We start from the raw sequence: 26,333 nt of genomic DNA, 5'->3' as shown, positions 1-26,333 counted from the left end.
GGACTTCAGGCTTCCGCGACGCTTGCCGTCACCTGGCTCTCGTCGAGTTCGCGCACGCGGGCGGCCTTGACGAGAGCGGCGAAGAGCGCGCGCTGCCGGCGGGCGTAGAAGAGGTGCTCGGGGTGCCACTGGACGCCGATGGCGAAGGGGTCGCGCACCCGCTCGATGGCCTGGACCATGCCGCCGAGGTCGCGCGCGGAGACCCGCAGGCCCTCGCCCAGGTCGTGCACCGCCTGGGTGTGGAGCGAGTTCACCCGCATGGGTTCCGCGCCGACGATGGAGGTGAGGTTGCTGGTGGGCGTGGGAACGACGGTCTTCTTCGGCAGGATCGTCTTGACCTTGCGGCTGTCGATGAACTCGGAATAGGCGTCCTGGTAGAGCGTGCCGCCAAGCGCCACGTTGATCATCTGCGAGCCGCGGCAGATCCCCAGCACGGGCTTGTCCTGCGCCATGGCGTCGAGCACGAGATCATGCTCGAGCTTGTCGCGGGCGGGGTCGAGGCGGGCGCTGGCGACCACCTCGCCCTTGTAGAGATCGGGCGAGATGTCGTCGCCGCCGCCGATGATGATGCCATCAACGCTGGAGACATCGGCCTCGCGGCCCGCCACCCAGCGCACGGCCCGTCCGCCCGCGAGCCAGACATTGAAGGCGACGAGCGGAAAGATCCGCCAGCCGGAGCGTTTCGATGTGGTCACGCCGATCACGGGTCGCTTCACTGGAAGGCCTCCTCGCCGAAGGTTTTGCGCAGGCGGGTATCGACCTCGTCGACCCAGTCTCTCGGGGTCGTGGTGAGCTGCGCTCTGTAGTCGCGCCATCCCGCCGCCAGGGATTCGAGCAGGTCGGGCCGCGCGGCGACCTGCTCCACGAGGCACCAGGAGTTCCATTCGTGGGCGAGCGACCAGTTCGGATCCCCGACGCGGCTGTCGGGCAGGCGGTAGTGGAAGGTGGGGCGGGCGTTGACCGAGGAGGCCGCGTCGCTGCCGAGCGCGGCGACGACCGCGTCCTCGTTCATCTCGCGCAGGAGCGGCAGAAGATCGAGCGCCCGGTTTCGGGAGGGCGTCAAGCGCAGGTAGGTCTGCAGCAGCGCGGACAGATCCCAGTTTGCGCCCTCGCTGGCCGCCGCATCGAGAAACGCGCGCGGATACCTGTCGACGAAGGGCAGGATGCGGCGCGAGAAGTCGATCGGGTCGGTGCTGCGTAGCCAGTCCTCCAAAAGCGCAAAGGCGCGTACGATGGGCACGATGGCCTCGGAGCTCATGGCGGCGACCGCGACGTTGAAGTGGACGCCGTAGCCGTTGAGCGGGTGATCCTCGGTGCCCTTGCCGCCGGCCTCGCGCAGGGCGTCCACCAGCCGGTCGAGTTCCGGCAGATCGGAATGCGGGATCGGGTCCGTGACGATCTCGACCGGGATGACGCTGCGCCCCATTTCCACGGCCTTCTGCACCGCGGGGTTCTCATGCGCCTTGAAGGCGGTGTCGAGATAGATGTCGAGATCGCCGATGGCGGTTCCCACGACCTCGACCACATTGCCGGGTTTGGGCTCGATCGTTCCGCCCAGGCAGTCGACGGCGATTTCGGCCACGCGCTGCTCGTTCAGGCCGCCGAGTTCGATCTCGACACCGACCCGGCGCGGCTTGCCGTCGTCATCATCGGGTTTCGGTAGTTCGAAATGCATGCCTGCCCTCGGATTGGCGTTGTCTCTGACCTAGGCCTGGCATGGTCTGTTTCAACGGCGGGCCTGTCCAGAGGGAGTTGGTGATGGCAGGTCGGCGTAACCGAAAGTGTCGTTCTGGCGCTTTTGTGCGCCGTCGCGCCATGGGTGCCGGGAAGCATCGGCACGGAACAAGCCGAAGGCGCCGTGCCTGCGGCGGCCCGCCCGGTCCGCCGCCGGCCCGGCCTCGACAACCGCGGCGATGTCCCGCCTCGCGGGTCAACACGCCATGAGGTCCCCCCAAACGGAAACGACCCCCGGCGCGGGGGCCGGAGGTCGTTCGATGCCGGGATTGGACGGGATCAGACGAGGTTGTCGTCGTCTTCTTCCGCTTCCGGATCGGCCGGACGCGGATCGTCGAGATCGTCGCTGGCTGCGCCACCGATGTCGTCGAAGAGTTCCTGGATGTCGAACTCGGCTTCGGCATCTGCCTCGGCCTGGAGATCCTGGATGCTCTTGCCCGATGCCTGAAGCTCGGCTTCCTCGTTGGAGCGGGCGACGTTCACCTTGATCGTGGCTTCCACCTCGGGGTGGAGCTGAACGGTGATGTCGTGGATGCCCAGTTCCTTGATCGGCTGGTTCAGGATGACCTGGCGACGATCGAGGGAGAAGCCGCCCTCGGTGGCTGCGTCGGCCACGTCACGGGTGGTGACGGAGCCGTAGAGTGCGCCGCCGTCGGAAGCGGAGCGAATCACCACGAAGGCTTCGCCATCGAGACGTGCTGCCACGCCTTCGGCTTCCTTCTTGGCCTCGAGGTTGCGGGCCTCGAGCTGGGCGCGCTCGGTTTCGAACCGGGCGAGGTTGGCCGGCGTGGAGCGCAGCGCCTTGCCCTGGGGCAGCAGGAAGTTGCGGGCGTAGCCGTCGCGGACGCGGACGACATCGCCCATCTGGCCGAGCTTGGCGACCCGTTCGAGAAGAACGATTTCCATGGGGTCCTCCTTACTTCACGGCGTAGGGCAGAAGGGCGAGGAAGCGGGCGCGCTTGATGGCGCGGGCCAGTTCACGCTGCTTCTTGGACGACACCGCGGTGATGCGGCTCGGCACGATCTTGCCGCGCTCGGAGATGTAACGCTGAAGGAGCTTGGTGTCCTTGTAGTCGATCTTCGGAGCATTCGCGCCCGAGAACGGGCAGGACTTGCGGCGACGGAAAAACGGTCTGTTTGCCATGAGTTAGCCTACCTTTCAGATCAATCGCGGCGCGGACGGCGGGGTCCGCGGTCATCGCGGCCACCACGGGACTGCATCACGGCCGAGGGGCCTTCCTCGTGCTCGTCGACCTTGATGGTCAGCACGCGCATCACGTCGTCGTGGAGGCGCATCAGTCGCTCCATTTCCTCGACGGCCGGTGCCGGTGCGTCGGAGCGCACGAAGGCGTAGTGGCCCTTGCGGTTCTTGTTGATCTTGTAGGCCATCGTCTTGAGGCCCCAGTATTCGGTCCCGACAACGGAGCCGCCGTTGTCCTTGAGGACCTCGCCGAAATGCTCGATGAGCCCTTCGGCCTGCGCGTTGGAAATGTCCTGACGCGCGATGAAGACATGCTCGTAGAGAGCCATGTGCCACCTATTTCTCGGCGGGCTTCAAAACGGGACCGAAACACCCCTTCCTGGTCCCGTACGAGAGGCCGCGCGTGTCATGATACGGAAAGGGTGCGCGTCCATTGCAGAAAACGGGCGGGATTGCAAGGTCGGCGTTCCGAACTCCCCGGTGCCCCGACATCGCATCGGCGGCGAGGGGCCGTTCCCGATAGGCTGGCTTCTACTTGGGCGTGTCTCCGAAGAGATGCGCCATTCATGCCGCTTTTGTGATAAAATGGTGAGTCCGGTTGCAGAAAACCTGCGCCGTGATCTCTTGAGTGGAGAAAAGCATGAAGCCTGTTCTTTTTGCGTATTTCAACCTCACGTTGCTACTGGGCGCTGCCGCAAGTAACGCCGAGACTCTGCTCGAACGCGGGGCCTATCTGGTTCAGGGGCCGATGGCCTGCGGGAACTGCCACACGCCCAAGGGGCCGGACGGCCCGATGATGGATCGTGAGATGGGCGGCGGGTTCGTCATCGAGGATCCGGCCTTCACCGTGCATGTGCCGAATATCACGCCCGGAAGCCGGGTGGGTGAATGGAGCGACGCGGACCTGGCCCGCGCGATCCGGGAGGGCGTTCGCCCCGATGGCTCGATCATCCGCCCGCCGATGGCGATCCCGCTCTACCGCCACATTTCCGATGACGACATTGCCGCCGTGGTGGCCTATCTGCGCAGCCTGCCGCCCATCGAGAACGAGGTGCCGGAGTCGAGCTACAACATCCCGCTCCCGCCCACCTACGGGCCACCGGTCGGACCGGTTGCCAGCCCGGCGCGCGGGGTCACGGCGGAGTATGGAGAGTATCTCGTGACCATCGCCCATTGCATGGAATGCCACACGCCGATCGGGCCGCAGGGGCATCTCTACGAGACGGATCTGGGGCGGGGTGGCCGCGAATTCCACGGCCCCTTCGGCACATCCGTTTCGCCGAACCTGACCAGTCATGCCGATGGTCTGGCGGAGTATAGCGATGAGGAAGTGGGCCGGATGATCACCGAGGGCATCCATGCGGACGGCAGCCAGATGCTTCCGCCGATGCCCTATGGATGGTTTGCCAGGATGACACCGGACGATCTCTCGGCGATCATTCTCTATCTACGGACCGTGCCGCCGCTGCCTGATGCGGGCTGAGCGGCGAGAAAGGCGTGCAGCGGGCGGAAGCTGCCCGCTGCGGCCGCTCTTGCCTACTCCGCGGCCATGCTGCTGCGGGTCTCGCCGCTTGAAGCTGCGTGTTCCTGTGCATCGATCACCGCCAGCGCGGTCAGGTTCAGCAGGCCGCGCACCGTCACCGACTGCGAGGCGATATAGGCCGGTTTGGCGGCCCCCATCATGATCGGGCCGACCGAGATCGCATTGCTCAGGGTCTTGAGGAGGGTGAGCGAGATGTGCGCGGCGTCGGCATTTGGCATGATGAAGAGGTTCGCCGCACCCTTCAGGGCGCTTTGGGGCAGGGCGCGGGCGCGGAGCGATTCCACCAGCGCGGTGTCGGCGTGCATCTCGCCGTCGAAGGCGAAATCGGGTGCGCGTTCCCGCAGGATCTCCACCGCCCGGCGCATCTTGCGCGAAGACGCGCTCGGCCGGTCACCGAAATTGGCGTGACTCACGAGGGCCGCGCGCGGCTCCACCCCCATCCGGCGCACGGCTTCGGCCGCTCGGATCGTCAGGTCCGCCACTTCCTCGGCGCTCGGATCGATCGAGACATAGGCATCGGCGATGAAGAAGGTGCCCGAGGGCATGACGAGGGCGTTCATGGTCGAAAGCCCGGTGGCGCCGGGTTCGAGCCCGATGATGCCCTTGAGCCGGGTCAGGTGATGGGCGAAGCGCCCGCCGGTGCCGCAGATCGCGGCATCGACCTCGCCGCGGGCCAGCATGAGGAAGGCGAAGACGGACGGGTCGTTCGCCACCCCCCGGAACGCTTCCTTGGGCGAGATCCCGTCACGACCCACGAGGCGGTGAAGGTCATCGGCGTAGCTCTGCTGGTCGACCTTGGCCGGATCGACGATCTCGACATGTTCCAGCATCGAGACATTGAGCGCGAGGCGGGTGATCTCCCGGCGGATGGTCTCGGCGTTGCCGATCAGCACGGGCTTCGCGATTCCGTCGCGGGCGGCGCGCATGGCCGTGTGCAACACGCGGGAACTGTCACCCTCGGCGAAGGCCACCCGGCGCGGGTCCTTCTGCGCATGTTCGAATACCGGCTTCATCAGCATGCCGGAGCGGTAGACGAAGCTCTGGAGCTTCTCGCGGTAGGCGTCCATGTCCTCGATGGGCCGGGTCGCCACACCGGTGTCCATGGCGGCCTGAGCGACGAGCGGCGTGATCTCGAGCATCAGGCGCTGATCGAAGGGTCTGGGGATGATGTAGTCCGGGCCGAACTGGAGATCCTGGCCATAGGCGGAATGCAGTTCGCTGGAGGCCTCGGCGCGGGCGATCCGGGCGATGCCCTCGGCGCAGGCGCGTTTCATCGCGGCGTTGATCTCGGTCGCGCCCACATCCAGCGCGCCGCGGAAGATGAAGGGAAAGCAGAGGACGTTGTTGACCTGGTTGGGGTAGTCCGAGCGGCCGGTGGCGACGATGGCGTCCGAGCGGACCTCGGCGACCTGCTCGGGCCGGATCTCGGGCTCGGGATTGGCCAGCGCGAGGATGAGCGGTTTCGGCCCCATGCTCGCGACCATCTCGGGTTTCACGGCCTTGGCGACGGAAACGCCGAGGAAGATGTCCGCGTCCTTCATGGCATCCGCGAGGCTGCGGGCCTCGGTTTCGCGCACCCAGGCGGATTTGTACTTGTCGAGGCTCTCGGCGCGGCCCGAGTGGATCACGCCCTTGGAATCGCAGACGAGGATGTTCTCCTTCTTCGCGCCGAAGCTGATCAGGAGGTCGAGGCAGGCGAGCGCCGCGGCCCCCGCGCCGTTGCAGACGATCCGGACTTCCTCGAGCGATTTCTCCACGAGGTCGAGCCCGTTGAGGATGCCGGCGGCGGCGACGATGGCGGTGCCGTGCTGGTCATCGTGGAAGACCGGGATGCCCATCTCGCGCTTGAGCCGCGTCTCGATCTCGAAACAGGCGGGTGCTGCGATGTCCTCGAGGTTGATGCCACCGAAGCTGGGCTCGAGCCGACGCACCGTCTCGCAGAAGGCATCGACATCGGTTTCGTCCACTTCGAGGTCGACCACGTCGATGCCGGAGAATTTCTTGAAGAGGGCAGCCTTGCCTTCCATCACCGGCTTGGAGGCGAGCGCGCCGATATTGCCCAGGCCCAGAACGGCGGTGCCGTTGGAGATCACCGCCACCAGGTTGCCGCGGCCGGTATAGAGCGAGGCGAGGCTCGGGTCCTCCGCGATTTCCTCGCAAGGGATCGCGACGCCGGGGCTGTAGGCCAGTGCGAGATCGCGCTGGGTCGCCATCGGCTTGGTCGGCAGGATCTGGAGTTTTCCGCGCGGTTCGGCGGAATGGTATGCGAGCGCATCGGCCCGAAAATCGTCCGGCATTGTCTTCCTCCCCTGTGAAGCGAAAACGGGTCGGACCGAGATGGCCCGAACCCCGAGTTTCACTCCAACTTCCTGATCTGGCCAAGGCCCTCCTTGGGCCGGTTGCTCCGGCCTTGGGGGTTCTGGTCCAGTTTGCGGGCGCGTGGTTGTTTTTGGTCACGCCCGCACGTTGGTCGCCTATCTTATGACCAGTTCCGGTCCCATGAAAAGCGTGGGAAGGAATGTCGATACTGTCGGAACATAGGTCACGATGATCAGGAAGATCACCAGGATCCCGAGCCAGGGCAGGGCGGCCCGCACCACGTTCATCATCGGCATGGAGGCCACCGAGGAGGTCACGAAGAGGTTGAGGCCCACGGGCGGCGTGATCATGCCAATCTCCATGTTCACCACCATGATGACGCCGAGGTGGATCGGGTCGATCCCGAGTTCCATCGCGATGGGGAACACGAGCGGTGCCACGATCACGATCAGGCCCGAGGGTTCCATGAACTGCCCGCCGATGAGCAGGATCACGTTCACCGCCACCAGGAAGAGGACGGGGCCGAAGCCGGCTTCAAGAAGCGCGTTGGTGATGGCCTGCGGGATCTGCTCGTCGGTCAGCACGTGTTTCAGGATCAGCGCGTTGGCGATGATGAACATCAGCATCACCGTGACCTTGCCGCTTTCGAACAGCACGTGTTTCGCGTCCTTGTGGACCCAGGCGGTCAGGAGGGCCCAGGGTTTCCTGAGCAGCGAGACCTTCTGGCCGTCCGCGCCGTTGAGCGGGCCCATGTCGCGGTAGACGAAATTGGCGATGATGAAGGCATAGACCGCGGCCACGGCGGCGGCTTCGGTCGGCGTGAAGATCCCGCCGTAGATCCCGCCGAGGATGATGACGATCAGGAACAGGCCCCAGGCGGCATCGCGCCCGGCGGCGATCACCTCGCCCCATCCGGCCCAGGGCTGCTGCGGCAGGCCTTTCCACTTGGCGGCGACATAGATGCCGATCATGAGCATGAGCCCCGCCATCAGGCCCGGAATGACCCCGGCAAGGAACATGCGGCCCACGGAGACATCGACGGAGGCGGCGTAGACCACCATGACAATGGAGGGCGGGATGAGGATGCCGAGCGTGCCTGCGTTACAGATCACGCCGGCGGCGAAGTCCTTTGTGTAGCCCACCTGCCGCATGCCGGCGATGCAGATCGTGCCGATGGCGACCACGGTTGCGGGCGAGGACCCGGAGAGGGCCGCGAACATCATGCAGGCAAAGACCGCCGCCATGGCGAGGCCGCCCGGCAGGTGGCCGACGCAGGCGATGGCGAAGCGGATGATGCGCTGGGCGACGCCGCCCGTGGACATGAAGCTCGAGGCCAGCACGAAGAACGGGATGGCGAGGAGCGTGTAGTGGCCCGCGAAGGCGTTGAAGAGCTGCTGGGCGATGGACGCGAGCGAGGTGTCCGAGAAGGCCAGCATGAAGATGACGGAGGAGAGGCCCAGCGACACGGCGATTGGCACGCCGAGCAGCATGAGGCCGACGACAAGCGCGAAGAGAAGGATGATATCCATGTCTTACTGGTCCTTCTCGTTCGACCGGGCGGCTTCCTCGACCATTTCCTCGGCCTCGTGGCTGGCGATGAGCAGCGTGTCGTGGCCTTTCCAGATCTGGAAGGCGACCTGAAGGAAGCGGAAGGTGAGAAGCGTCATGCTGAGCGGCAGCACGAAATAGGGGATGAAGCGCGGCAGCTTCTCGTAGAGTTCGCCCTCGTTGAGGATCGGCTCGATGAAGCGGAGCCAGTCCGGCATGGCGATGTCGTTGACCTCGTACCAGGCGCGCTCGCCTGCGAAGGGCAGCCAGTATTGCCAGGATCCGATCATGAGGAGCAGGGCGAACAGGATGCAGCATCCCGAGGCGATGAGTGTCACCACCCTGCGCGGCCCCGGCGAAAGGGCACGCACCAGCACGTCCACGCCGAGGTGGCCGCCGGTCTTGACGAGGTAGGATGTGCCCAGAAGCACCAGCCAGGCGAAGAGGAAGACCGTGGCTTCCAGCGCCCAGAGGATGTTCGAATTGAAGACGTAACGCGCGACGACGTTTGCGAAGGTAATGAGGGTCATCATTCCGAGAAAGAACGCGATGAGCGTCTCCTCGATCGAATTGACGACTCTGCCCCAAGCCGTTTCTGGCACGGCGGACATGACGTTCTCTCCCGATGATTACTGGCCCGCTTGCCCGCGGGAAGGGTCGGTCCGCGAGGCAGGCTCGCGGACCGGGACGCCGATCAGTTCAGTTCGATCAGTTGACGGCGGTTTCGTTGTAGCTGGTCGCCGCTTCGATGGTCTCTTCACCGATCTGGTCGGAGAACTGGTCCCAGACGGGTTTCATCGCCTCGACCCACATCTCGCGCTGCTCGGGGCTGAGTTCGCGCACTTCGGAGCCGGCTTCGATGATCGCCTGCTTTGAGCCTTCTTCGACTTCGACGATGGCCGCGTTCCGTTCGGTGGTCACTTCGGTCATGATGGTGGCGAGCTGGTCGCGCAGGCCTTCGTCGAGGCCGTCCCACCATTCGGTCGAGACCACGACCATGTAGTCGAGCACGCCGTGGTTCGATTCCGTGATGCCGTCCTGCACCTCGAAGAACTTCTGGCCGTAGATGTTCGACCAGGTGTTTTCCTGCCCGTCGACAACGCCGGTCTGGAGCGCGCCGTAGACTTCCGAGAAGGCCATCTTCTGCGGGTTGGCGCCGATGGCTTCGAACTGGGCCTGGAGCACGTCGGAGGGCTGGATGCGGAACTTGAGGCCTTCGGCGTCGCTGGGCTCGAGAAGCGGCGTGTTGGCCGAGAGCTGCTTCATGCCCGAGTGCCAGAAGGCGAGGCCCTGGAGGCCCTTGCGCTGCATGGAATCGAGCAGGGCCTGGCCGTCCTCGGAGTTCTGGAAGCGGTCGACGGCGTGGATGTCGTCGAAGATGAAGGGCAGGTCGAAGATGCGGAGCTTCTTGGTGAAGGTCTCGAACTTCGACAGCGAGGGTGCCGCCATCTGCACGTCGCCCTGCAGCATGGCCTCGAGGACCTTGTCGTCATCGTAGAGGGTCGAGTTCGGGAAGACCTCGACACAGGCCTGGCCGTTCAGCTCCTCGTTCACGCGCTCGGCGAAGAGGCTCGCGGCGATCCCCTTGGGGTGCTTGTCGGAGTTGGTGACATGGCTGAACTTGATCAGCTGCTCGCCGTCGTCGCAGGCGGCAAGTGCCGGTGCGGTCGCAAGGGCTGCCAGGCTGGCGGCAAGGGCGAGTGTTGTGCTGAAGCGCATATGGTTTCCTCCCGTTATTGCGCAAGGCTCGGGCGCACGCCCTGTATCGGGCCGGGGCTCGAGCTTGTGCATTCAGGAAGCCACGGGCGCGGCAGCATTGCAATCATTGCAACGCGGCTATTCGGTGAGGTGGCACCTCTCGCTGCCGTGATGTTTCCGTTACCACCCATCGCGGGTGGGCACGGTATGCGGGAAAGGGGACATCGCGGGGGGATGTATCGGAAAGCGCGTGTGCCAGCCGCTCGATTGCAACCCGGAATTCGCGTGCTGCCGGGGAGGGGGGGCTCGAATCACCCCGCCCATGGTCGGTTGTGTTGATCATCGCCGAGCGGTGGTTGGGTCTCAAGTCGGGCCGGCGGCGGGCCGGGGGTTGGCGCAACAACGCTTGTTCGGCGCGGTTCATGGCGACGACACTGCCTAGCCCGGGGGTATGCCCCTGCATGAACGATGCGCCTGCCCGTCGTGCCAGAGGCACGCCGCCTTTGTTTGGCGCGCCTCTGGCGCGACCGGACGGGCCGCCGCAGGCACGGCGCCTTCGGCTTGTTCCGTGCCATTGGTTCACAGCACGTCCGGCAGCAGGCGGCTCGAAGCCCCCCGCGGCTCAGAACTTCCAGTAGATCCCCGCCATGGTCGCGCTCGCATCCTGATAGGAGGTCTCGCTGTCATCCGAGAAGCTGTAATTGTCGTAGGCCAGATATGCTTCCATGTTCAGCTCATCGAAATACTGCACGAACTGGAGACCCCATTTGCGCGCATCGGCACCGGATGAGGCGGTGTCGTCGCCCCAGTAGTGATCGACCGAAAGCGCGGTGGTTCCGACGGAGAAGAATTCCCTCTGCCAGCCGAGGTTGGCGTAGTAGAAATTGCCACCCGCGGGAAGCTCGCCGCCCGCGACCGTGCCGCTGATCCCGACAGGCATGTAGAGGGTCGAGGCCGAAGCACTCCAGGATTCCTCGGTGTCGCCGTCGGTTTCGGTCCAGCCGTAGCCTCCCGAGGCCTTGACGCGGAAATCGCCGTAGGTGTCCTCGTGGAAGATGCCGACATCGGTGTAGTTGCTGTCGTTGTCCGCGTTGAGCACATCGACGCCATAGGCGATGCGGAAGCTGACGCCCTTGTCCGGGGCCGAACCCAGGAAGCGCGGTGTGTCGTAGCGCACGCGCAGCCGTCTCGTGCCGTCCCATTTCGCGAAGGCGTCCGAGATCTGCACATCCGACAGCGCGCCGCCGCTCTCGCGCAGGAAGTAGCCGCCCGCGGTGTCGGGGGTGGCGCGGCTGCTGGCCTTGGTGGTGCCCGAAAGGTTCGAGGACGAGGCGCTTTCGCTGGCCATGTTGCCCTGCCCGAGCCAGATCGTCCCCCAGGTGTGGCCGTAGTTCACCTCGACCTTGCGGATCCTGGTCTTGTCCCATTCCCAGTCCGGTTCGAAATCCTGGCTGAAGCGGCTGGAGCTGGGTGCCCCGAGTGCGGTCTCGAAGTTGAAGCGCAACGCGCCGCCATTGGCATAGGACTGGTCCACGAACATGCCCACGCGGGTGTTCGAGTGGGAGTTGTCGGTGAGGTTGCCGTAGGTTTCCTCCCCGTCGTCGAAACTCACATAGGCCGGGTCCACCTGACCGTAGAGGAGCACCGACCCGCCGGTGTCGTTCGAATAGGACAGCGGGTTGGCCGCGGCGGGCAGTGGCGCACCGAGGGCCGCGGTTCCGGCGAGTGCCAGCCATGCTGGTGATCTGCGTAGCATTCTATCCCTCCCGTTCGTTTTCTCCGCGGGATCTTTGCGCCCGCTGGTGTTTTCGCAGAGGTCCCGGCTACGCGGCCGGGGCCAATGCCGTCTGTGTTTCGGCCTTTCGTCCTTCCATCAGCATGAGCAGTGATCCGGCGAGGAAGCCGGCGGCACCGATCAGGCACCAGGCGACCGATGCGGTGCCATTGATCTCCTCCACGGTTGTTTCCGGAATGAAGGCGTAGACCGCCGAGATCATGAAGGCGATGCAGCCCATGAGGTTGGCGGAGACCACCCACCAGGAGAGGTCGCCCGGTTTCCAGGCCAAGAAGCGGTGGCAGGCCTCGATGAAGGCAAGGTAGCCCGAGGCGAGGAAGAGGACCGAGCCCAGAACGTCGGGCACCCAGACCGAAAGCTCCTGCCAGAACCAGCCGCTCACCGAGGCAAGGGCCGCGAAGGTGCTGAGGTTGAAGAGGAGCGTGCCGATGAACTGCAGGAAACAGCTCAGCCAGCCGATCTCGCGCGGTTGCCAGCCGATCAGAACCCGTTCGCCCGGTGGGTGGTTTTCATCCGGAAGCGGACCGGCATTCGCGGCCTGGAAGAGCTGGAGATAAGCCGCCACAGTGAAGAAGATCGAGCCGATGAAGTAGACCGCGTTCGCCTGACCCGCATCCAGTCCCGGCACGAGGCTCGGGGCCAGTGACAGGACAGAGCCGAGAACGAAGAGGAGCGAGCCGAAGGCAAAGCCCCAGCCGATCCAGACATTCAGAACCTCGGGCTTCCACGTGCCGTCCCGGAGCGGCCTGTAGGCCCGCCGGAGCCCGCGCCTGTGATCGCGCGAGCGCCAGATCCGTGCCGCCCCGCCATGCAGGTAGTGGCGGCGGGTCACGAAGGGGCCGGGACCGGCGGCCCCGGTCAGTTCGGGTGCAGCGCCGGCCATGATCAGTGGTGGAAGCCGGAGGCGGTGCCTGCATCGAGCAGAGCGCCGCCGGGACGGTTCTCCAGGTGTTCGATGGCGCTGCGGATGTCGCGCATCAGCAGTTTCGCCAGATCGCGGCTTACACCGTTGCGCACGAGGATCCGCTGGATCGCCACGCTCTCGCACTCGGGTGGCAGTGTGTAGGCGGGCACCTGCCAGCCGTGGACCCGCAGCCGGTCGGCAAGGTCGAAGAGGCTGTAGCCCGGATCGACGCCCGGCTTCAGCTTCCAGCAAAGCGCGGGAATGCCCGAGGCCATGTCGCCGTCGAACACCACCTCGAAGGGGCCAAGTGTCGCGATCTCGCCCGCGAGTTCCTTGGCGGTGTCGTAGCAGGCGGTGTGGATCTTGCGGTAGCCTTCGCGGCCCAGGCGCAGGAAGTTGTAATACTGGCAGGCGATCTGCCCGCCGGGGCGCGAGAAGTTGAGCGCGATGTCGCGCATGTTGCCGCCGAGGTAGTTCACCCAGAACACGAGGTCATCGGGTAGATCCTCGGGGCTGCGCCAGATGATCCAGCCCACGCCCAAGGGCGCCAGGCCGAACTTGTGGCCCGAGGCGTTGATCGACTTCACCCGCGGCAGGCGGAAATCCCAGGGCAGGTCCGGCGCGCAGAAGGGGGCGAGGAAGCCGCCCGAGGCGCCGTCCACGTGGATCGGGATATTAAGGCCGGTTTCCGCCTCGAAGCCGTCGAGCGCGTCGGACACCGCCTGCACCGGCTCGAACTGCCCGGTGAAGGTGACGCCGAGTGTGGGCACGACGCCGATGGTGTTCTCGTCGCAGCGCTTGAGCACTTCCTCCGGCGTCATCAGCAGGCGGCCCTCCTCCATCGGGATTTCTCGGTGCTCGATGTCCCAGTAGCGGGTGAACTTGTGCCAGCAGACCTGCACCGGGCCGGTGATGAGGTTGGGCTTGTCGATCGGCTTGCCCTCGGCCTTGCGCCGCGCTTCCCAGCGCCGCTTCATCGCCAGCCCGCCCAGCATCGCGGCTTCGCTCGACCCGGTGGTGGAGCAACCCGTTCCCTCGCTGCCGGGCGCGTTCCAGAGGTCCGAGAGCATGTTGACGCAGCGCTGCTCGATCTCTGCGGTCTGGGGGTATTCGTCCTTGTCCACCATGTTCTTGTCGATGCAATCGTCCATCAACTGGTGGATCTCCGGCTCCTCCCAGGTCTGGCAGAAGGTCGCGAGGTTCTGGCGTGCATTGCCGTCGAGCATCAGTTCGTCGCGGATCTCGGCATAGATGTGGCGCGGGTCGCGCTCGGCGCTCGGGAAGGACCGTTCATCGAGCGGTCTGGCCAGGTCCGGGGCGCCGTAGATCTCGTCTTCCCTGGGGTCAGCGGCAAGTGTTGCGCTGTCGGAGCTCATGGAATTCCCTCGCTTTCAAGTAATCGAATGTTATTGTGTCAAAAGGTGCCATAAGGCGGCAAAAGGGGGGTGCGGAACTGGGCGTGCAACTTATGCGATGATCTTGTTTTAGGCCCGTCCGGCGCCCCGCGTCTATCTCTTGTTTGTGAATATTCCGGTGCGCGTCTACCAGCCGCCGAAGCGCTCCCAGATCTCCGCCGGGCCGCCATTCGCCGGGAGGACGTGATAGCGCCCATGCTGGGCGGCGGTAGCGCAGGCGTGGTTCGGCAGGATGCGCAGTTGCGTTCCCACGGGCAGGTCGGGCAGCGCGCCTGTGGCGCCGGGGCGTCGGGTGATGACGCCGTGTTCCTGGTTGGCGCTGCTGACGATGAGATCGGGCAGGACCCGGCCCTCGGCATCGCAGACAAGCCCGTAGCCCTGGTCGACCGCCTGCGCGGCGGTGCCGCGATCCCGCGACATCGCCATCCAGCCCGCGTCGATCAGCACCCAGCCCTTGGATGGCTGGTGCCCGATCACCGTCGCGAGCACCGAGAGCGCGATATCGTCCACGGTGCAGACGTCGATCCCGGCCATCACCAGGTCGAAGAACATGTAGACGCCCGCGCGCAACTCGGTGACGCCGGTGAGATCGCGGGCCGCATGGGCCGTGGGCGAGGAGCCGACGCTCACCACCGGGCAGTCGAGCCCAGCTGCGCGCAGGGCTTCCGCCGCGCCGACCGTCGCCGCGCGTTCCTTCTCGGCAAACTCCGCATGGGCGTCCCTGCCGCGCACGGTGTAGCTTTCGCCCGCATGGGTCATCACGCCCCGGAGTGCCGAGGCCGCGCCGAGTATGCGGCCCACTTCAAGCAGCGCGGGATCGTCGGGGCCGAGCCCGCCCCGGTGGCCGTCGCTGTCGATCTCGATCAGGGCCGGAACGCCTGCCTCCGCCACGGCCCGCGCCTGGGTGGCCGAGTCGAGGATCACGGTGAGGTCGCAGCCTGCGGCGCGCAGGGCCTGCACCTTGCCGAGTTTCTGTGGCGCAATGCCCACCGCGTAGAGGATGTCGCGGTAGCCTGCGGCGTGGAAGGCCTCGGCCTCGGCGAGGGTGGAGACGGTGATCGGCCCCGGCGTCCCCTCCCAGAGGCGGCTTGCGGCCACGACGGATTTCACCGTCTTGACGTGCGGGCGCAGGGTGACGCCGAGGTCTTCGGCGCGCTTGGCCAGGCGGTGGATGTTGCGCAGCATCCGCGCCTCGTCGAGGACGAGGGCGGGTGTGATGATGTCGTCGGGGAGGGGTGTGCCGGTGGGCATGGGACGGGCCTTTCTGGGAAATTCACCCCGGCCTAGCACCGGCGGGGGAGAGGTGAAAAGCGCATGATGTCCGGGGGCGGTCACTCCGGGCTCTGGATCTCCAGCGTGATGCCCGCATACCAGTCGGCAACTTCACGGATCTCCTCGTCGGACATGTCCGCGGCAATGGCCGACATGATCTCGTGTTCGCGCCGCCCGTTGCGGAAGGCCTTGAGCTGGGTGTCGATGTAGATGTTGACCTCGCCCGCGAGATTGGGTGCATCGAGGGCGACCGAGATCCCGTCCGCCCCGTGGCAGGAGACGCAGGCATCGGGCGCGTCGCCCGCATCCACCCCCTCGGGCAGCGTCGCCATCGCCTCATGGGAGGCATACCAGGCCGAGACATCCGAGATCTGCTGCGCGGAGAGCCCGGCGGTGACCACCGACATCATCTCGTGTTCGCGCGCGCCGGTCTTGAAGGCCATGAGCTGGGCTTCGAGATACTCTTCGGGTTCGCCGCCGATATGGGGTGCGATGGGCACCTGCGCGTAGCCATCGAGCCCGTGGCAGGTGCGGCACATGTTCGCGACCTTGCGGCCCGCTTCGGGGTCGTCCGCCGCGACGGGATGCGCCCCGGCGAGCGCGAGCCCGCCGAGACACAGGAGTGCAGCAACCCTCATTCGGCAGCGGGTGCGGGGTTGTAGGCGATGCGCCAGATCGCGCCGGCGAAATCGTCGGAGACCAGCATCGAGCCGTCCTTGAGGAAGGCGATGTCCATGGGACGCCCGCGATACTCGCCTGTGCTCTCGTCGAGCCAGCCATCGGCGAAGACCCGCGTTTCGGCGGCATTGCCCTCCTCGTCGAGCGAGGTGAACATCACCCGTGCGCCGACCGGTTCGGTGCGGTTCCACGAGCCATGCTGCGCCGAGAAGATGCCGCCATGATACTCGTCGGGGAAGGAGGAGCCGGTATAGAAGCTCATGCCGAGATCGGCGGCATGGGCCTGCATCTCGACCTGCGGTTCGACGAACTCGACACCTTCGGGGCGCGGCACGTCCTTGTAGTCCGGAATCTCGACGCGGGCATTGGTCCAGGGGAAGCCGAAGTGCTGGCCCGCTTCGGTCTGGCGGTTCAACTCGCCCGGCGGGATGTCGTCGCCCATGCCGTCGACCTGGTTGTCGGTAAACCACAGATCGCCATTGGCCGGGTTGAAGTCATGGCCGACCGAGTTGCGGATGCCGCGGGTGTAGACCTCCCGCTCAGTGCCGTCGGTGTTGATCCGGATGATGCCGCCGATGCCGATCTCGTCATACATCTCGTGCTTGTCGACCGGTTGCACGTTGTGGGGCTGGCCGAGCGAGATGTAGAGCTTGCCGTCTGGTCCGACGCGACAGACCCGTGCGGTGTGGTTGAAGCTTTCCTCTTCCGGCGGGACCAGCTCACCTGCGGGCACCACCACGCCCACTGCCGGATCGGGGCCTTCGAAGAAGAATTCGGCGGCCGGGAAGCTCAGCACCCGGTTGCGCTCGGCGATGTAGAGGAACCCGTCCGGGGAGAAGCAGGGGCCGTTCGGAATGTCGAAAGTGATCGAGGGGGCGAAGTCCATCACCTCGTCGGCCACCCGGTTGCGATCACGGTCGATCACCGACCAGACCTTGTCCTTGCGGGTGCCCACGAAGGTCACGGTGCCCTGCGGCGCCACCGCCATCGAGCGTGCGTCCGGCACCACGGCGTAGAGGCTGATCTCGAAGCCTTCGGGCACGTTGATATGCTCGAGGATGGCTTCGAGCGCGTCGGCCCGTTCGCCGCTCTGCTCCACATGGGTGAACGTCGCGTCCGTGCGCTGCATGTTGGAGAGCTTGCCCATGTTGTCCTGGGCCATGGCCGGCACGGCCAGTGCAGTTCCAAGCAAAAGGCTCGGAAGAAGTCCTCTGAATGTCATCTATACCTCCCGTGGATGCTCTCCATATGTATTTTATTGATGTATTCCCGGAGAGCCGGGGAGAGGATGGGAAAGAACCTACCAGCCTGTCAACAACCGCAGGTCGCAGGGCGCCTCGACCAAAAGTCGTATTTACTTTGAGCGCAAACCGTGCATCGGCAGCGCGCCCTAGGTCTCTTCGTCCTGCACGTAGTCCTCGCGGCGGAGGCGGTGTTTCTGCATCTTCTCGTAGAGGGTCTTGCGGGAGATCCCGAGCGCCTCGTAGGTGGCCTTGAGGTTGCCCGCATGGGCGGCGAGGGCGGCCATTTGGCAATATTTCCTTCGATCCCGCAGGCAACTGCTGCTACACCTTGAGAGGATCGCAGTAAGGGATATTGGCCATGCTCCGAAGGTGTTCTTTCTAGTTCCACCCCTTGCTATCATCAAAACCTACGCGGGGTTTGGCAAAACGGTAACCCTGCCACATGAACTTAATTGCGCCGAAGAAACCAAATTTGGGCAGGGCTTCGCGCAGTAGTTGATCGGGCGTTGTAATATTAACTGAAGTCTTAATTTTCGCGGATCCTACGACCTTTCGAAGCTTATAGTCCATCGTCAGAAAGTAATTCATGTTCGCACACTCGGCGCACCAAATATGGTATGCATCTCTTGCTTGGTTAAGGTTCAACAGCTTGTCTTTGCCCTGAAATGCACCAGTCATCTTAGTGAGTTCAACGTAGCGCGGATCCCGAATGCTAGAAAAGAATTCGACCGCGTATTCTCTATGCGTCTTCGGTCCTCCGGCGAACATGCGAGGTGGCAGCGCAATTGGGTCGTCTATCTCGTGAATTGGACAACCGAAGAAACGACCGGATTTGCTTTCCATTCCCGGCAATCCCCATGTTTCAAGGTTAACCTCTCGGTGAATGTGGAAGCGAAGTTGCCCAGAAATGCCGGCATAGGCCAGCATACCCAGAAGAACTGCATCGCGCTTTTGAGTATCGTTCTTTATTTTGTTCAAGGCATTGATAGTAAACTTGTCATGCGCCACAATTTCTCGCTCCATACCAGCCCAGTTAATTGTATCTTTCCTCGCTCTATAGACGTGTTTCTTAACAGCGGAAAATTTTAGTATATTGGCGTCTATGCAGACATCTGCAACTGATACAATGTTAGACAATCAAACACCTTTTGCGACGGAGCATAATTTGTGGACTGGACTACTTCCGAAGGGGGCGTTGTGTAATGCATTGGAGTAGATGATCGCGCGAGCAACATATTAGACCATAGACGCGTACATAGCATAGATCTCCATGGCTGGGAGAACGCATATCTGATCGACCGTTTCAGGGGTAGAAGGCCAATAGATTTCTGCTTGTCCTGCCGATCTCAATCTAACGCTGGGAGAACGAAGGAGGGGTTGGACCCTCACACGTCCTCGTCCTGCACGTAGTCCTCGCGGCGAAGGCGGTGTTTCTGCATCTTCTCGTAGAGGGTCTTGCGGGAGATCCCGAGTGCCTCGTAGGTGGCCTTGAGGTTGCCCGCATGGGCGGCGAGGGCGGCCGAGATGATCCCCTTCTCGAAGCGCTCGACCTGGTCGGGCAGGCTCTCGGTGGCATCGCGCGCGGGGCCGTCGCTGTCGATGCCGAGCAGGAAGCGCTCGGCTGCGTTCTTCAGTTCGCGCAGGTTGCCGGGCCAGTCGGTCTGGGCCACGTCCATCAGACGCTCGGGCGGCACCACCACCTGGTCGCGGCCGAGCCTTCGCGCCGCTTCGCCGACGAAATGTTGGTAGAGGCGCGGCACATCCTCCACCCGGTCGCGCAGCGGGATCAGTCGCACGGTCACGGGATTGAGCCGATAGAGCAGGTCGTCGCGGAAGCGCCCCTCGCGGACTAGGCCCGCAAGATCCTCGCGGGTGGAGGCGATGAAGCGCACGTCGAGCTCCACGCGATCCGAACTGCCCAGCGGCTGGATCGCACGGTCTTCGAGAAGCCGGAGGAGCTTGACCTGGAGGGAGGGCGGCAGCGAGCCGATCTCGTCGAGAAACACCGTTCCGCCGCGCCCGTGCTCCAGCCGTCCGATGCGGGTCTTCATGGCGCCGGGGAAAGCGCCCGCAACGTGGCCGAAAAGCTCCTCCTCGATCATCTCCGCCGGAAGGGCGGCGAGGTGGATGGTCACGAAGGGGCCCTGGGCGCGGGCCGAGCGCTCGTGGATGGCGCGCGCGACGCGTTCCTTGCCGGTGCCGGTTTCGCCCACGAGCAGCACGTCGAGCCCGGTTTCCGCGACCGCGAGCACCCGGCGGCGGAAGGCCACCATCGCCTCGGACCAACCGAGGATCATTGCTTCGAGCGGATCGGCCCCGCTCCACTCCCCGCGCAATTCGCGGTTCTCGAGCGTCAGGCGGCGCTTGTCCGCCGCCCGCTGGATCGACTGGAAGAGCCTGTCGTTGGGAAAGGGCTTCTCGATGAAGTCGTAGGCCCCCTGGCGCAGGGCCTGCACCGCAAGCGGCACGTCGCCATGGCCGGTGATGAGGATGACGGGCTGGTCGGGGTCGATCTCGACGGCGGCCGCCAGCACCTCGAGCCCGTTCATCTTCGGCATCCGGATGTCGGAGACGAGCACGCCGGGAAAGCGGCGACTGAGGGTGTCGAGCGCGCGCTGGGGCTGGGCGAAGGTCTCGACCTCGAAGCCCGCAAGCTCGAGCGACTGGCCGAGCGCCTCGCGGATGTCGGCATCGTCATCGAGGAGCAGGACGCGCGGGCCGGTCACTCCGCCGCCTCCCGCTCGCCCGCATCCGCCGCACGCAGGCGGATCACGAAACGCGCACCACCGTCGTCGCGGTTCATGGCCCGGATCGTGCCGCCGAAGTCGCGGATGATGTTGAAGCTGATCGAGAGCCCCAGCCCGAGGCCGCTGCCCACTTCCTTGGTGGTGAAGAACGGTTCGAACACATTGGGCAAAACCTCTTCGGGGATGCCGGGGCCGTCGTCCTCCACGGTGATCTCGATCCAGTCTCCAATGCGCGCCAGCCGGAAGGTGATCTCAGGCGCGGCGGGGGATGCGGCGTCGATGGCGTTGCCGATGAGGTTCATGAAGACGTGCTGAAGCCGGACCTGCCCGCCCATCACGGTGATCGAGGTGTCGCCCTCGATGCGCACATTGGCGTCTGCGCGTCGGATCCGGCCTTCGAGGAGCGCCAGTGTCTCGGCGAAGACCGTCTCGAGTTCCACGGGTTCCAGTCCCTCCTGGGAGCGGCGCGCGAAGCGTTCGAGGTGTTTGGAGAGCTGGCCCATGCGGTCGGTGAGGCGCAGCACCCGGCGCAGGTTTTCCTGAGCGCGATCACCGCGCTGGGCCTCGACGAAGGCGATGGCGTTCTCGGAGTAGGAGCGGATGGCGGTGAGCGGCTGGTTGAATTCGTGGCTGAGGGCGGCCGACATCTGGCCCAGCGCCGCGAGTTTGCCGGCCTGAACGAGTTCGGCCTGTGTCTGGCGCAGGTCGGCCTCCGCGGCCTTGCGCTCGGCCACTTCGGTGCGGAGCCGGGTCACGGCGGCGGCGAGATCCGCGGTGCGCTCCTCGACCTTCCTGGAGAGCAACCGCTCGGCCCTGTCGCGTTCGCGCAGGCGTTCGAGGAGACGCGCGCGGCGCTGGACGTAGATCGCCGCGATGGCCGCCAGCGCCACCAGGATCGCGAGCGTCGTGAGCGCCGAGAACCAGAGTTTGGCGCGCACGGGAGCCGTGTCGAGCAGGAGGTGCAGGGTCCAGCCTTCGGTCGCCATGTCCTGCGTGAGATGCAGGAACTCGACCTCCGGTGCGCCGCCGCGATCGGCCGTCGCTAGAACCGCAGCACTTCCGGGCGGCCAGCTTCCGCGCGTGGCGGCCCGCAGCGGCGCGGGGCCGATCACCTCCATGTCGAACTGGCGCTCGGCCGAGATGCGCCGGGCCTCGTCGGGGGCGAGATCGCCGAGCGACGTCAGCCGGAAGGCGGGGTTTCCCGCGAGGATCACGACGCCCGCGCTGTCGCTCACGAAGATCTCCGCGCGGCTCAGGCGCAGATCCTGCTCGAGCCCGGTCACGTCCGTCTTGGTCACGATCGCGCCGATGATCGAAAGGTCCGGCGCGCGGACGGGAGCGGCGAAATACTGCCCGCGCTGGCCCGATGTGGTGCCAAGTCCGAAGAAGCGGCCGAGTTGTCCCTGCATCGCCTCGCGGAAATAGGGGCGGAAGGCGAAATTGCTGCCGACGAAGCTGTCCGGGTCGGCCCAGTTCGAGGATGCGATTGTGGTGCCTTCCCGGTCGAGCACATAGGTCACCGCCGAGCCGGAGGTCGCGTTCCACATCTCGAGGTCGCTGTTGAGCTTGGCGAGCATGGTCTCGTTGGCGGGGAACTGGAGCGCGGCCAGCACCACGGGGCTGCGCGCATAGATCGGTGGCAACATCCGGGAGCGCGCGAGCCAGCCGCGTGTCATTTCCGAGTAGAGCGCAAGGCCCGCCTCGCCGCGCTCCACGAGGTCGTTCTGGAACCGGCGTTCGAGCGCGTTCGATCCCGCCCAGATGCCGCCCGTCAGCACAAGCCCAGCGGCGGCGAGCGCGATCCAGCGCAGCGGGTGGGCCAGGGGGGCGGCGGGCGGTTTCATCGGGTCTCCAAGCCATTGCCTGTGCCGAAGACGGGGTCGGCTGCGTCAGAGTATGCGGGCGGGGGGCATTCCGGCAAGCCGGGCTGCTTGCCACAGGCACGGCGCCTTCGGCTTGTTCCGTGCCATTGTTTTGCAGCACCGATGAAGCCTTGGACTCGAAGCGGACAAATGCTGCTGCGTCAGGCGGGGGTGTTTCCTGCCGAAAGGGGGCGTGCGACACCGGTGATGTCGTAGCCGTATCGTGCCGGCATGAAGGGGGCCGCGAACCAGTCGAGCGCGCGCAGGGGCGGGGAGCGGACCGTCATGGCTTCGGAGAAGAGGCTCTGGGCGGCCATGGCCTCCACGGCGAATCCGCCGTCGCGCAGTTCATCGGCAAGGCTGTCGGGGTCGTAAAGCCGGAAGGACATCTCGTCCGACCCCTGGGCCGTGACGCGGGTATAGCGGATCTCCTCCGCGCCGGGGCCGGCCGCACGCTGTTCCGCCACGAAATACCGTCTCCGGTTCGGCACCGATATCAGAAGTCGGCCGGTTTCGGGTGCGAGAAGGCCCGAAAGTGCGCGCAGCATGTCGCATCGGGCGGCACGGCTCTGGATATGGCAGAGAACGCCGGAGAGACAGAGGATGAGATCCGCAGGGCCGCTCGCGGCCACATGACGCTCCAGGTCTCGAAATTCCGGGCCCAGGAGCGAGACAGGTGCTGCGCCCTTCAGTTCGGCCATGTCGGTGGCAAGACGGTCGAGCGCCGCGTCGGAGAGATCGTAGCCCGCCGCGATTTCGGCCTTCCCGCGCAGGGTCGAGAGGTGGGTTCCGGTGCCGCAGCCGAAGTCGATCAGGTGACCGCCTTGAGGCAGCAGCCTGCGCGCCAGCCGAACCGCGCGCAGGTTGGCCTCGGGCGCGCTGCGCGGGAAGATGCGAACCTCGAGGGGCGGACGGTCTGCACTCAGGGCCGCGGGTTGACCGGGGAGAGTGCGGGCGGCGGTCATGAGGGCGGCGCTCGTTTCCGCGAGTCCGATGGCCTGCCGGGAATGAGGATCGTCATGGCGCATGAGGCTAGGTGAACGGACCCTTGCGGTCGGCCAGGACTGCCTTCCGTCCACCGCTTTCAAGGGTAGGGCAGAGGGAAGAACGGTGCAAGGCGCATGGCGTCATCGCGGGCTTCCGGCTGATGAATAGATTTAGGGCGGGCAGGCTGGCGCAGGTTACGGGGCGAGGGGTTGAATAAGCATTAACCATGATCGTGGCGGCGCAAGTGCCATGCAAAATTGGATTTCTGAAGCTGGAGTAAGCATACTTGAACTTCTATAAGTGATATGTGAAACATCAGTCTTGATGGAATTTGGTCAGGGGAGCGGGTCATGATCACCTCTGCGCAGATGCGTGCGGCCCGGGCCATGCTCGGGATCGATCAGAAGACCCTGGCCGAGCGCGCCGGGGTCAGCGTGCCGACGATCCAGCGCATGGAAGCGAGCCAGGGGAACGTGCGTGGTGTGGTCGAGAGCCTCACCCGTGTCGTCGAGGCGCTCGACGGCATGGGAATCGAGCTGATCGGGGACAACGCGCAGAGCCTGGCGGGCGGGCGCGGGGTGCGTCTGCGCGAGCCGACGCCGCCGTCCGGGGACTGACGGCAGACCGGAGATTTCCGCAGGGTCGAGGGGACCGAGTGATGAGCACAGTGACCGATCCGGACATGGAAACGCGGCCAGGTTTCGCGGAAATGTTCACGCCCAAGCTCGTGACGGTGCTGCGCGAGGGATATGGCAACCGGGCGTTCCGCTCCGATCTCGTGGCAGGTCTGACCGTGGCGATCGTGGCCCTGCCGCTCTCCATGGCGATCGCCATTGCCTCGGGCGCATCGCCCGCGCAGGGGCTCTACACCGCCATTTTCGGCGGTGTCATGGTTTCGGCGCTGGGCGGTAGCCGGTTCCAGATCGGCGGGCCGGCGGGCGCGTTCATCGGTCTCGTGGCGCTCACGGTGGCCGAGCATGGGATTGCGGGGCTGGCGCTTGCGACGCTCCTGTCGGGGCTGGTCCTGATGGCGGCGGGGTTTCTCCGGCTCGGCACCTATATCAAGTTCATTCCCTATCCGGTCACGGTGGGGTTCACGGCCGGGATCGCCGTCATCATCGCCGCGAGCCAGATCGCGCCGCTTCTGGGACTGGCCCCTGCGGTTCCCGAGCCCGGTCCGCTCGCGGAGAAGCTGCCTGTCCTGTGGGATGCGCGCGCAAGCCTGTCATTTCCCGCACTGGTCCTTTCACTCGGCACCATCGGCCTGCTTGCGGGGCTGAAACGCGCAAGGCCGCATTGGCCCGGCATGCTTATCGCGGTGGTCCTCGCAGGGGCGGCGACGGGGCTCTTCGCGCTGCCGGTCGAGACCATCGGCACGAAGTTCGGCGGCATTCCTTCCGGCCTGCCGGTTCCGGAGTTGCCGCGATTCGGCCCGGAACTCGTCGTGGCGGTCCTGCCGAATGCCCTGGCCTTCGCGCTGCTCGGTGCCATCGAGTCGCTCCTTTCGGCGGTGGTGGCGGACGGAATGACGGGCCGGCGGCACCGGTCCAACTGCGAACTGGTGGGCCAGGGCGCGGCCAATATTGCCTCTTCGATCTTTGGCGGGTTCTGTGTCACCGGCACCATCGCGCGTACGGCGACGAACGTGCGGGCCGGCGCCCACGGGCCGGTGGCGGGAATGCTGCATTCGGCCTTCCTGCTCGTCTTCATCCTGATCGCAGCACCGCTTGCCAGCTACATTCCGTTGGCCTGCCTTGCCGGTATTCTGGCGGTGGTCGCCTGGAACATGGTTGAGAAACAGGCCTTCGCAACGCTCCTCCGGGCCTCGCGCGGGGATGCGGCGGTTCTGCTCACCACCTTCGGGCTGACCGTCTTTCGTGATCTGACAGAGGCCATCGTCGTGGGCTTCGCGCTGGGCTCGGTCCTGTTCCTGCACCGGATGTCGCAGGCAACGGCCATCGAGAGCCATGTGCCGCTGGTCGCCGAGGATCAGGCGGATACCGAGGGTGATGCGCGTGCGCCCTATGCCGGGCGGGACCCGCGGTTCCCGGATGTGATCGTCTACCGGATTTCCGGGGCGTTCTTCTTCGGTGCGGCGGGCTCGATCGGTTCGGTTCTCGACCGGATCTCGGATCAGTACCGGGCTTTGGTGCTCGACCTCTCCGCCGTGCCGCTGGTGGATTCCACGGCCGCCAACACCCTGGAAATGCTGGCTCACAAGGCCGAACGTCGGGGCACGCGGGTTGTCCTGACCGGCACCACACATGCACTGCGGCGGGAGCTATTCGCCCATGGGATCAAGCCGCCGCTCGTGCGCTACGAGCCTTCGATCGAGGCCGCGATGCGTTACATCGGGCCCGCGGATTGACCGTCCGGTTCCGGCTGTCATAGCGTGGTGTGCGGGGCACCCCAATCGATTTGATAAACTCATTCTCGCCCGGTCAGCCATTCGCCGCCGGGCAGGGTTCGCAATTATGGCGGAAGGCTGGTGAAATGAAGAAGATCATGGTGGCGACGGATCTTTCGGAACGGTCGGATCGGGCGGTGCGGCGCGCTGTCTTGCTTGCCAAGCAGACCGGCGCGCGCCTGATGCTGATCCACGTCGTTGATGACGACCAACCGGCTCGGATCGTGGAGAGCGAGCAGGCGGTGGCGGGCGATCTGCTGTGCCGTCAATCCGCGACGCTGAATTCCGTGGACGGGGTGGAGTGCGAGGCGCGGATCGTGCTTGCCTATGCCTTCGCCGGGATCGCTCGGGCCGCGGAAGAGATCGCACCGGACCTGCTGGTGCTGGGGCCGCACCGCAGGCAGGCGTTGCGCGATGTGTTCGTGGGCACGACCGCCGAGCGCACACTCCGTTCCGTCTCCTGCCCGGTCCTGATGGCCATCGCGCCGCCGGTGGGCGCCTATCGCCATGCCATGCTCGCGACGGATCTCTCCGAGGATGCCCGCCATGCGGCGCGGTCGTTCGAGGGGCTGCGCATCGCGAGCCCGGCCTCCTCCTCCATCCTGCATGTCTTCGATGCGCCGGAGTTGCGGCGCACCCTGAACCACGCGGTGGGGGAAGAGGAAAAACTGGCGCACCTCCAAGACATGCGACGGGATGCGGACCGCGCGCTGGCCGGCTTCATCAAGGACCTGGGCGGCACCTGGGGCAAGCGCATCGTGACGCGCAGAATGGAGCCGGTGGCGCGGGAGATCCTCGCAGTCTCAAACGAGCGGAACGCGGATCTCATCGTGATGGGAACCCGCCGCACCGGAATGGAGAAATTCCTGCTCGGGAGCGTCGCCGAACAGGTGGTGCGGTTGTCGACCCATGACGTGCTGGCGATCCCGCCCTGCTGTCGCGACTAGAGGGCGCGGGCGGATAGGTGCCCGACATCGGT

The 26,333-nt window shown here is 65.4% G+C and carries 24 protein-coding genes; 4 read left to right on the top strand and 20 right to left on the bottom strand.

Going from position 1 to position 26,333, the window contains the following annotated elements:
- Positions 1-5: 5 nt before the first annotated feature.
- From ACP15W_RS17275 to rpsF, 5 genes are all read right to left on the bottom strand, one after another.
- Positions 6-716 carry a gamma-glutamyl-gamma-aminobutyrate hydrolase family protein gene (locus ACP15W_RS17275; RefSeq protein WP_424934181.1) on the bottom strand — a complete coding sequence of 237 codons (711 nt, stop codon included), beginning with the start codon at positions 714-716 and terminating at the stop codon, positions 6-8.
- Positions 713-1,675: an amidoligase family protein gene (locus ACP15W_RS17270; RefSeq protein ID WP_424934180.1), complete on the bottom strand. Its 963-nt coding sequence runs from the start codon at positions 1,673-1,675 to the stop codon at positions 713-715. The genes ACP15W_RS17275 and ACP15W_RS17270 overlap by 4 nt, the downstream gene beginning before the upstream one ends.
- A gap of 338 nt (positions 1,676-2,013) precedes the next feature.
- The gene (gene rplI / locus ACP15W_RS17265) at positions 2,014-2,640 is read right to left on the bottom strand and encodes a 50S ribosomal protein L9 (RefSeq protein WP_424934179.1); all 627 of its coding nucleotides are present in this window, start codon (positions 2,638-2,640) and stop codon (positions 2,014-2,016) included.
- A gap of 10 nt (positions 2,641-2,650) precedes the next feature.
- Positions 2,651-2,878, bottom strand: a complete 228-nt coding sequence (gene rpsR, locus ACP15W_RS17260; protein WP_424934178.1) for a 30S ribosomal protein S18 — start codon at positions 2,876-2,878, stop codon at positions 2,651-2,653.
- 20 nt (positions 2,879-2,898) lie between these two features.
- On the bottom strand, positions 2,899-3,264 hold the full coding sequence (rpsF, locus tag ACP15W_RS17255) for a 30S ribosomal protein S6 (protein ID WP_424934177.1): 366 nt from the start codon (positions 3,262-3,264) through the stop codon (positions 2,899-2,901).
- Positions 3,265-3,575: 311 nt separating this feature from the next.
- Here rpsF and ACP15W_RS17250 point away from each other — a divergent pair, with 311 nt between their 5' ends.
- A complete protein-coding gene (locus tag ACP15W_RS17250; protein ID WP_424934176.1) occupies positions 3,576-4,418 on the top strand; it encodes a c-type cytochrome in 843 nt (280 codons plus the stop codon).
- Between the two features lie 53 nt (positions 4,419-4,471).
- Here the strand turns inward: ACP15W_RS17250 and ACP15W_RS17245 are convergent, their stop codons facing one another.
- From ACP15W_RS17245 to ACP15W_RS17175, 15 genes are all read right to left on the bottom strand, one after another.
- Positions 4,472-6,775 (bottom strand): NADP-dependent malic enzyme, encoded by a 2,304-nt coding sequence (locus tag ACP15W_RS17245; protein WP_424934175.1) that lies wholly within the window; start codon positions 6,773-6,775, stop codon positions 4,472-4,474.
- A 177-nt stretch (positions 6,776-6,952) separates the two neighbouring features.
- Complete coding sequence (locus tag ACP15W_RS17240) at positions 6,953-8,326, bottom strand: TRAP transporter large permease (RefSeq protein ID WP_424934174.1); 1,374 nt, start codon at positions 8,324-8,326, stop codon at positions 6,953-6,955.
- A gap of 3 nt (positions 8,327-8,329) precedes the next feature.
- Positions 8,330-8,956: a TRAP transporter small permease gene (locus tag ACP15W_RS17235; RefSeq protein ID WP_424934173.1), complete on the bottom strand. Its 627-nt coding sequence runs from the start codon at positions 8,954-8,956 to the stop codon at positions 8,330-8,332.
- 97 nt (positions 8,957-9,053) lie between these two features.
- A complete protein-coding gene (locus ACP15W_RS17230; RefSeq protein WP_424934172.1) occupies positions 9,054-10,064 on the bottom strand; it encodes a TRAP transporter substrate-binding protein in 1,011 nt (336 codons plus the stop codon).
- A gap of 601 nt (positions 10,065-10,665) precedes the next feature.
- The gene (locus ACP15W_RS17225) at positions 10,666-11,799 is read right to left on the bottom strand and encodes a porin (RefSeq protein WP_424934171.1); all 1,134 of its coding nucleotides are present in this window, start codon (positions 11,797-11,799) and stop codon (positions 10,666-10,668) included.
- A gap of 67 nt (positions 11,800-11,866) precedes the next feature.
- Positions 11,867-12,721, bottom strand: a complete 855-nt coding sequence (locus tag ACP15W_RS17220) for a hypothetical protein (RefSeq protein ID WP_424934170.1) — start codon at positions 12,719-12,721, stop codon at positions 11,867-11,869.
- 2 nt (positions 12,722-12,723) lie between these two features.
- Positions 12,724-14,118, bottom strand: coding sequence for a glutamate decarboxylase (locus tag ACP15W_RS17215; RefSeq protein WP_424934169.1), 1,395 nt, complete (start codon positions 14,116-14,118; stop codon positions 12,724-12,726).
- A gap of 165 nt (positions 14,119-14,283) precedes the next feature.
- Complete coding sequence (locus tag ACP15W_RS17210) at positions 14,284-15,408, bottom strand: DSD1 family PLP-dependent enzyme (RefSeq protein ID WP_424934168.1); 1,125 nt, start codon at positions 15,406-15,408, stop codon at positions 14,284-14,286.
- 80 nt (positions 15,409-15,488) lie between these two features.
- On the bottom strand, positions 15,489-16,067 hold the full coding sequence (locus ACP15W_RS17205; protein ID WP_424934167.1) for a c-type cytochrome: 579 nt from the start codon (positions 16,065-16,067) through the stop codon (positions 15,489-15,491).
- Positions 16,064-17,329 (bottom strand): PQQ-dependent sugar dehydrogenase, encoded by a 1,266-nt coding sequence (locus tag ACP15W_RS17200; protein ID WP_424934166.1) that lies wholly within the window; start codon positions 17,327-17,329, stop codon positions 16,064-16,066. The genes ACP15W_RS17205 and ACP15W_RS17200 overlap by 4 nt, the downstream gene beginning before the upstream one ends.
- Before the next feature lie 168 nt (positions 17,330-17,497).
- Complete coding sequence (locus tag ACP15W_RS17195) at positions 17,498-17,635, bottom strand: helix-turn-helix domain-containing protein (RefSeq protein ID WP_424934165.1); 138 nt, start codon at positions 17,633-17,635, stop codon at positions 17,498-17,500.
- 94 nt (positions 17,636-17,729) lie between these two features.
- A complete protein-coding gene (locus ACP15W_RS17190; RefSeq protein ID WP_424934164.1) occupies positions 17,730-18,488 on the bottom strand; it encodes a hypothetical protein in 759 nt (252 codons plus the stop codon).
- Positions 18,489-18,736: 248 nt separating this feature from the next.
- Complete coding sequence (locus tag ACP15W_RS17185; protein ID WP_424934163.1) at positions 18,737-20,077, bottom strand: sigma-54-dependent transcriptional regulator; 1,341 nt, start codon at positions 20,075-20,077, stop codon at positions 18,737-18,739.
- A complete protein-coding gene (locus tag ACP15W_RS17180; protein WP_424934162.1) occupies positions 20,074-21,942 on the bottom strand; it encodes an ATP-binding protein in 1,869 nt (622 codons plus the stop codon). Before ACP15W_RS17180 ends, ACP15W_RS17185 begins: the two co-directional genes overlap by 4 nt.
- Before the next feature lie 179 nt (positions 21,943-22,121).
- On the bottom strand, positions 22,122-22,925 hold the full coding sequence (locus tag ACP15W_RS17175; protein ID WP_424934161.1) for a class I SAM-dependent methyltransferase: 804 nt from the start codon (positions 22,923-22,925) through the stop codon (positions 22,122-22,124).
- A 372-nt stretch (positions 22,926-23,297) separates the two neighbouring features.
- Between ACP15W_RS17175 and ACP15W_RS17170 the strand changes: the two genes are divergently transcribed.
- From ACP15W_RS17170 to ACP15W_RS17160, 3 genes are all read left to right on the top strand, one after another.
- Entirely contained in the window at positions 23,298-23,564 is a 267-nt protein-coding gene (locus ACP15W_RS17170) for a helix-turn-helix domain-containing protein (RefSeq protein WP_424934160.1), read from the top strand.
- 41 nt (positions 23,565-23,605) lie between these two features.
- Complete coding sequence (locus tag ACP15W_RS17165; RefSeq protein WP_424934159.1) at positions 23,606-25,315, top strand: SulP family inorganic anion transporter; 1,710 nt, start codon at positions 23,606-23,608, stop codon at positions 25,313-25,315.
- A 125-nt stretch (positions 25,316-25,440) separates the two neighbouring features.
- Positions 25,441-26,301 (top strand): universal stress protein, encoded by an 861-nt coding sequence (locus tag ACP15W_RS17160; RefSeq protein ID WP_424934158.1) that lies wholly within the window; start codon positions 25,441-25,443, stop codon positions 26,299-26,301.
- Positions 26,302-26,333: the final 32 nt, after the last annotated feature.

This window comes from Amaricoccus macauensis, assembly GCF_049800915.1.
GTDB classification, from domain to species: Bacteria; Pseudomonadota; Alphaproteobacteria; order Rhodobacterales; family Rhodobacteraceae; genus Amaricoccus; species Amaricoccus macauensis_A.
Note: the sequence above shows the minus strand (reverse complement) of the source record. Positions and strands in the feature narration are given on the sequence as shown.

Bases quoted from the DNA above. Each gene is read 5' to 3' on its own strand.
- ACP15W_RS17215 (WP_424934169.1), bottom strand. From the start codon at position 14,118: ATGAGCTCCGACAGCGCAACACTTGCCGCTGACCCCAGGGAAGACGAG.
- ACP15W_RS17170 (WP_424934160.1), top strand. From the start codon at position 23,298: ATGATCACCTCTGCGCAGATGCGTGCGGCCCGGGCCATGCTCGGGATC.
- ACP15W_RS17245 (WP_424934175.1), bottom strand. From the start codon at position 6,775: ATGCCGGACGATTTTCGGGCCGATGCGCTCGCATACCATTCCGCCGAA.
- ACP15W_RS17175 (WP_424934161.1), bottom strand. From the start codon at position 22,925: ATGACCGCCGCCCGCACTCTCCCCGGTCAACCCGCGGCCCTGAGTGCA.
- ACP15W_RS17205 (WP_424934167.1), bottom strand. From the start codon at position 16,067: ATGAGGGTTGCTGCACTCCTGTGTCTCGGCGGGCTCGCGCTCGCCGGG.
- ACP15W_RS17225 (WP_424934171.1), bottom strand. From the start codon at position 11,799: ATGCTACGCAGATCACCAGCATGGCTGGCACTCGCCGGAACCGCGGCC.
- ACP15W_RS17230 (WP_424934172.1), bottom strand. From the start codon at position 10,064: ATGCGCTTCAGCACAACACTCGCCCTTGCCGCCAGCCTGGCAGCCCTT.
- ACP15W_RS17195 (WP_424934165.1), bottom strand. From the start codon at position 17,635: ATGGCCGCCCTCGCCGCCCATGCGGGCAACCTCAAGGCCACCTACGAG.
- rplI (WP_424934179.1), bottom strand. From the start codon at position 2,640: ATGGAAATCGTTCTTCTCGAACGGGTCGCCAAGCTCGGCCAGATGGGC.
- rpsF (WP_424934177.1), bottom strand. From the start codon at position 3,264: ATGGCTCTCTACGAGCATGTCTTCATCGCGCGTCAGGACATTTCCAAC.
- ACP15W_RS17160 (WP_424934158.1), top strand. From the start codon at position 25,441: ATGAAGAAGATCATGGTGGCGACGGATCTTTCGGAACGGTCGGATCGG.
- ACP15W_RS17250 (WP_424934176.1), top strand. From the start codon at position 3,576: ATGAAGCCTGTTCTTTTTGCGTATTTCAACCTCACGTTGCTACTGGGC.
- ACP15W_RS17180 (WP_424934162.1), bottom strand. From the start codon at position 21,942: ATGAAACCGCCCGCCGCCCCCCTGGCCCACCCGCTGCGCTGGATCGCG.
- ACP15W_RS17165 (WP_424934159.1), top strand. From the start codon at position 23,606: ATGAGCACAGTGACCGATCCGGACATGGAAACGCGGCCAGGTTTCGCG.
- ACP15W_RS17270 (WP_424934180.1), bottom strand. From the start codon at position 1,675: ATGCATTTCGAACTACCGAAACCCGATGATGACGACGGCAAGCCGCGC.
- ACP15W_RS17200 (WP_424934166.1), bottom strand. From the start codon at position 17,329: ATGACATTCAGAGGACTTCTTCCGAGCCTTTTGCTTGGAACTGCACTG.
- rpsR (WP_424934178.1), bottom strand. From the start codon at position 2,878: ATGGCAAACAGACCGTTTTTCCGTCGCCGCAAGTCCTGCCCGTTCTCG.
- ACP15W_RS17220 (WP_424934170.1), bottom strand. From the start codon at position 12,721: ATGGCCGGCGCTGCACCCGAACTGACCGGGGCCGCCGGTCCCGGCCCC.
- ACP15W_RS17210 (WP_424934168.1), bottom strand. From the start codon at position 15,408: ATGCCCACCGGCACACCCCTCCCCGACGACATCATCACACCCGCCCTC.
- ACP15W_RS17235 (WP_424934173.1), bottom strand. From the start codon at position 8,956: ATGTCCGCCGTGCCAGAAACGGCTTGGGGCAGAGTCGTCAATTCGATC.
- ACP15W_RS17240 (WP_424934174.1), bottom strand. From the start codon at position 8,326: ATGGATATCATCCTTCTCTTCGCGCTTGTCGTCGGCCTCATGCTGCTC.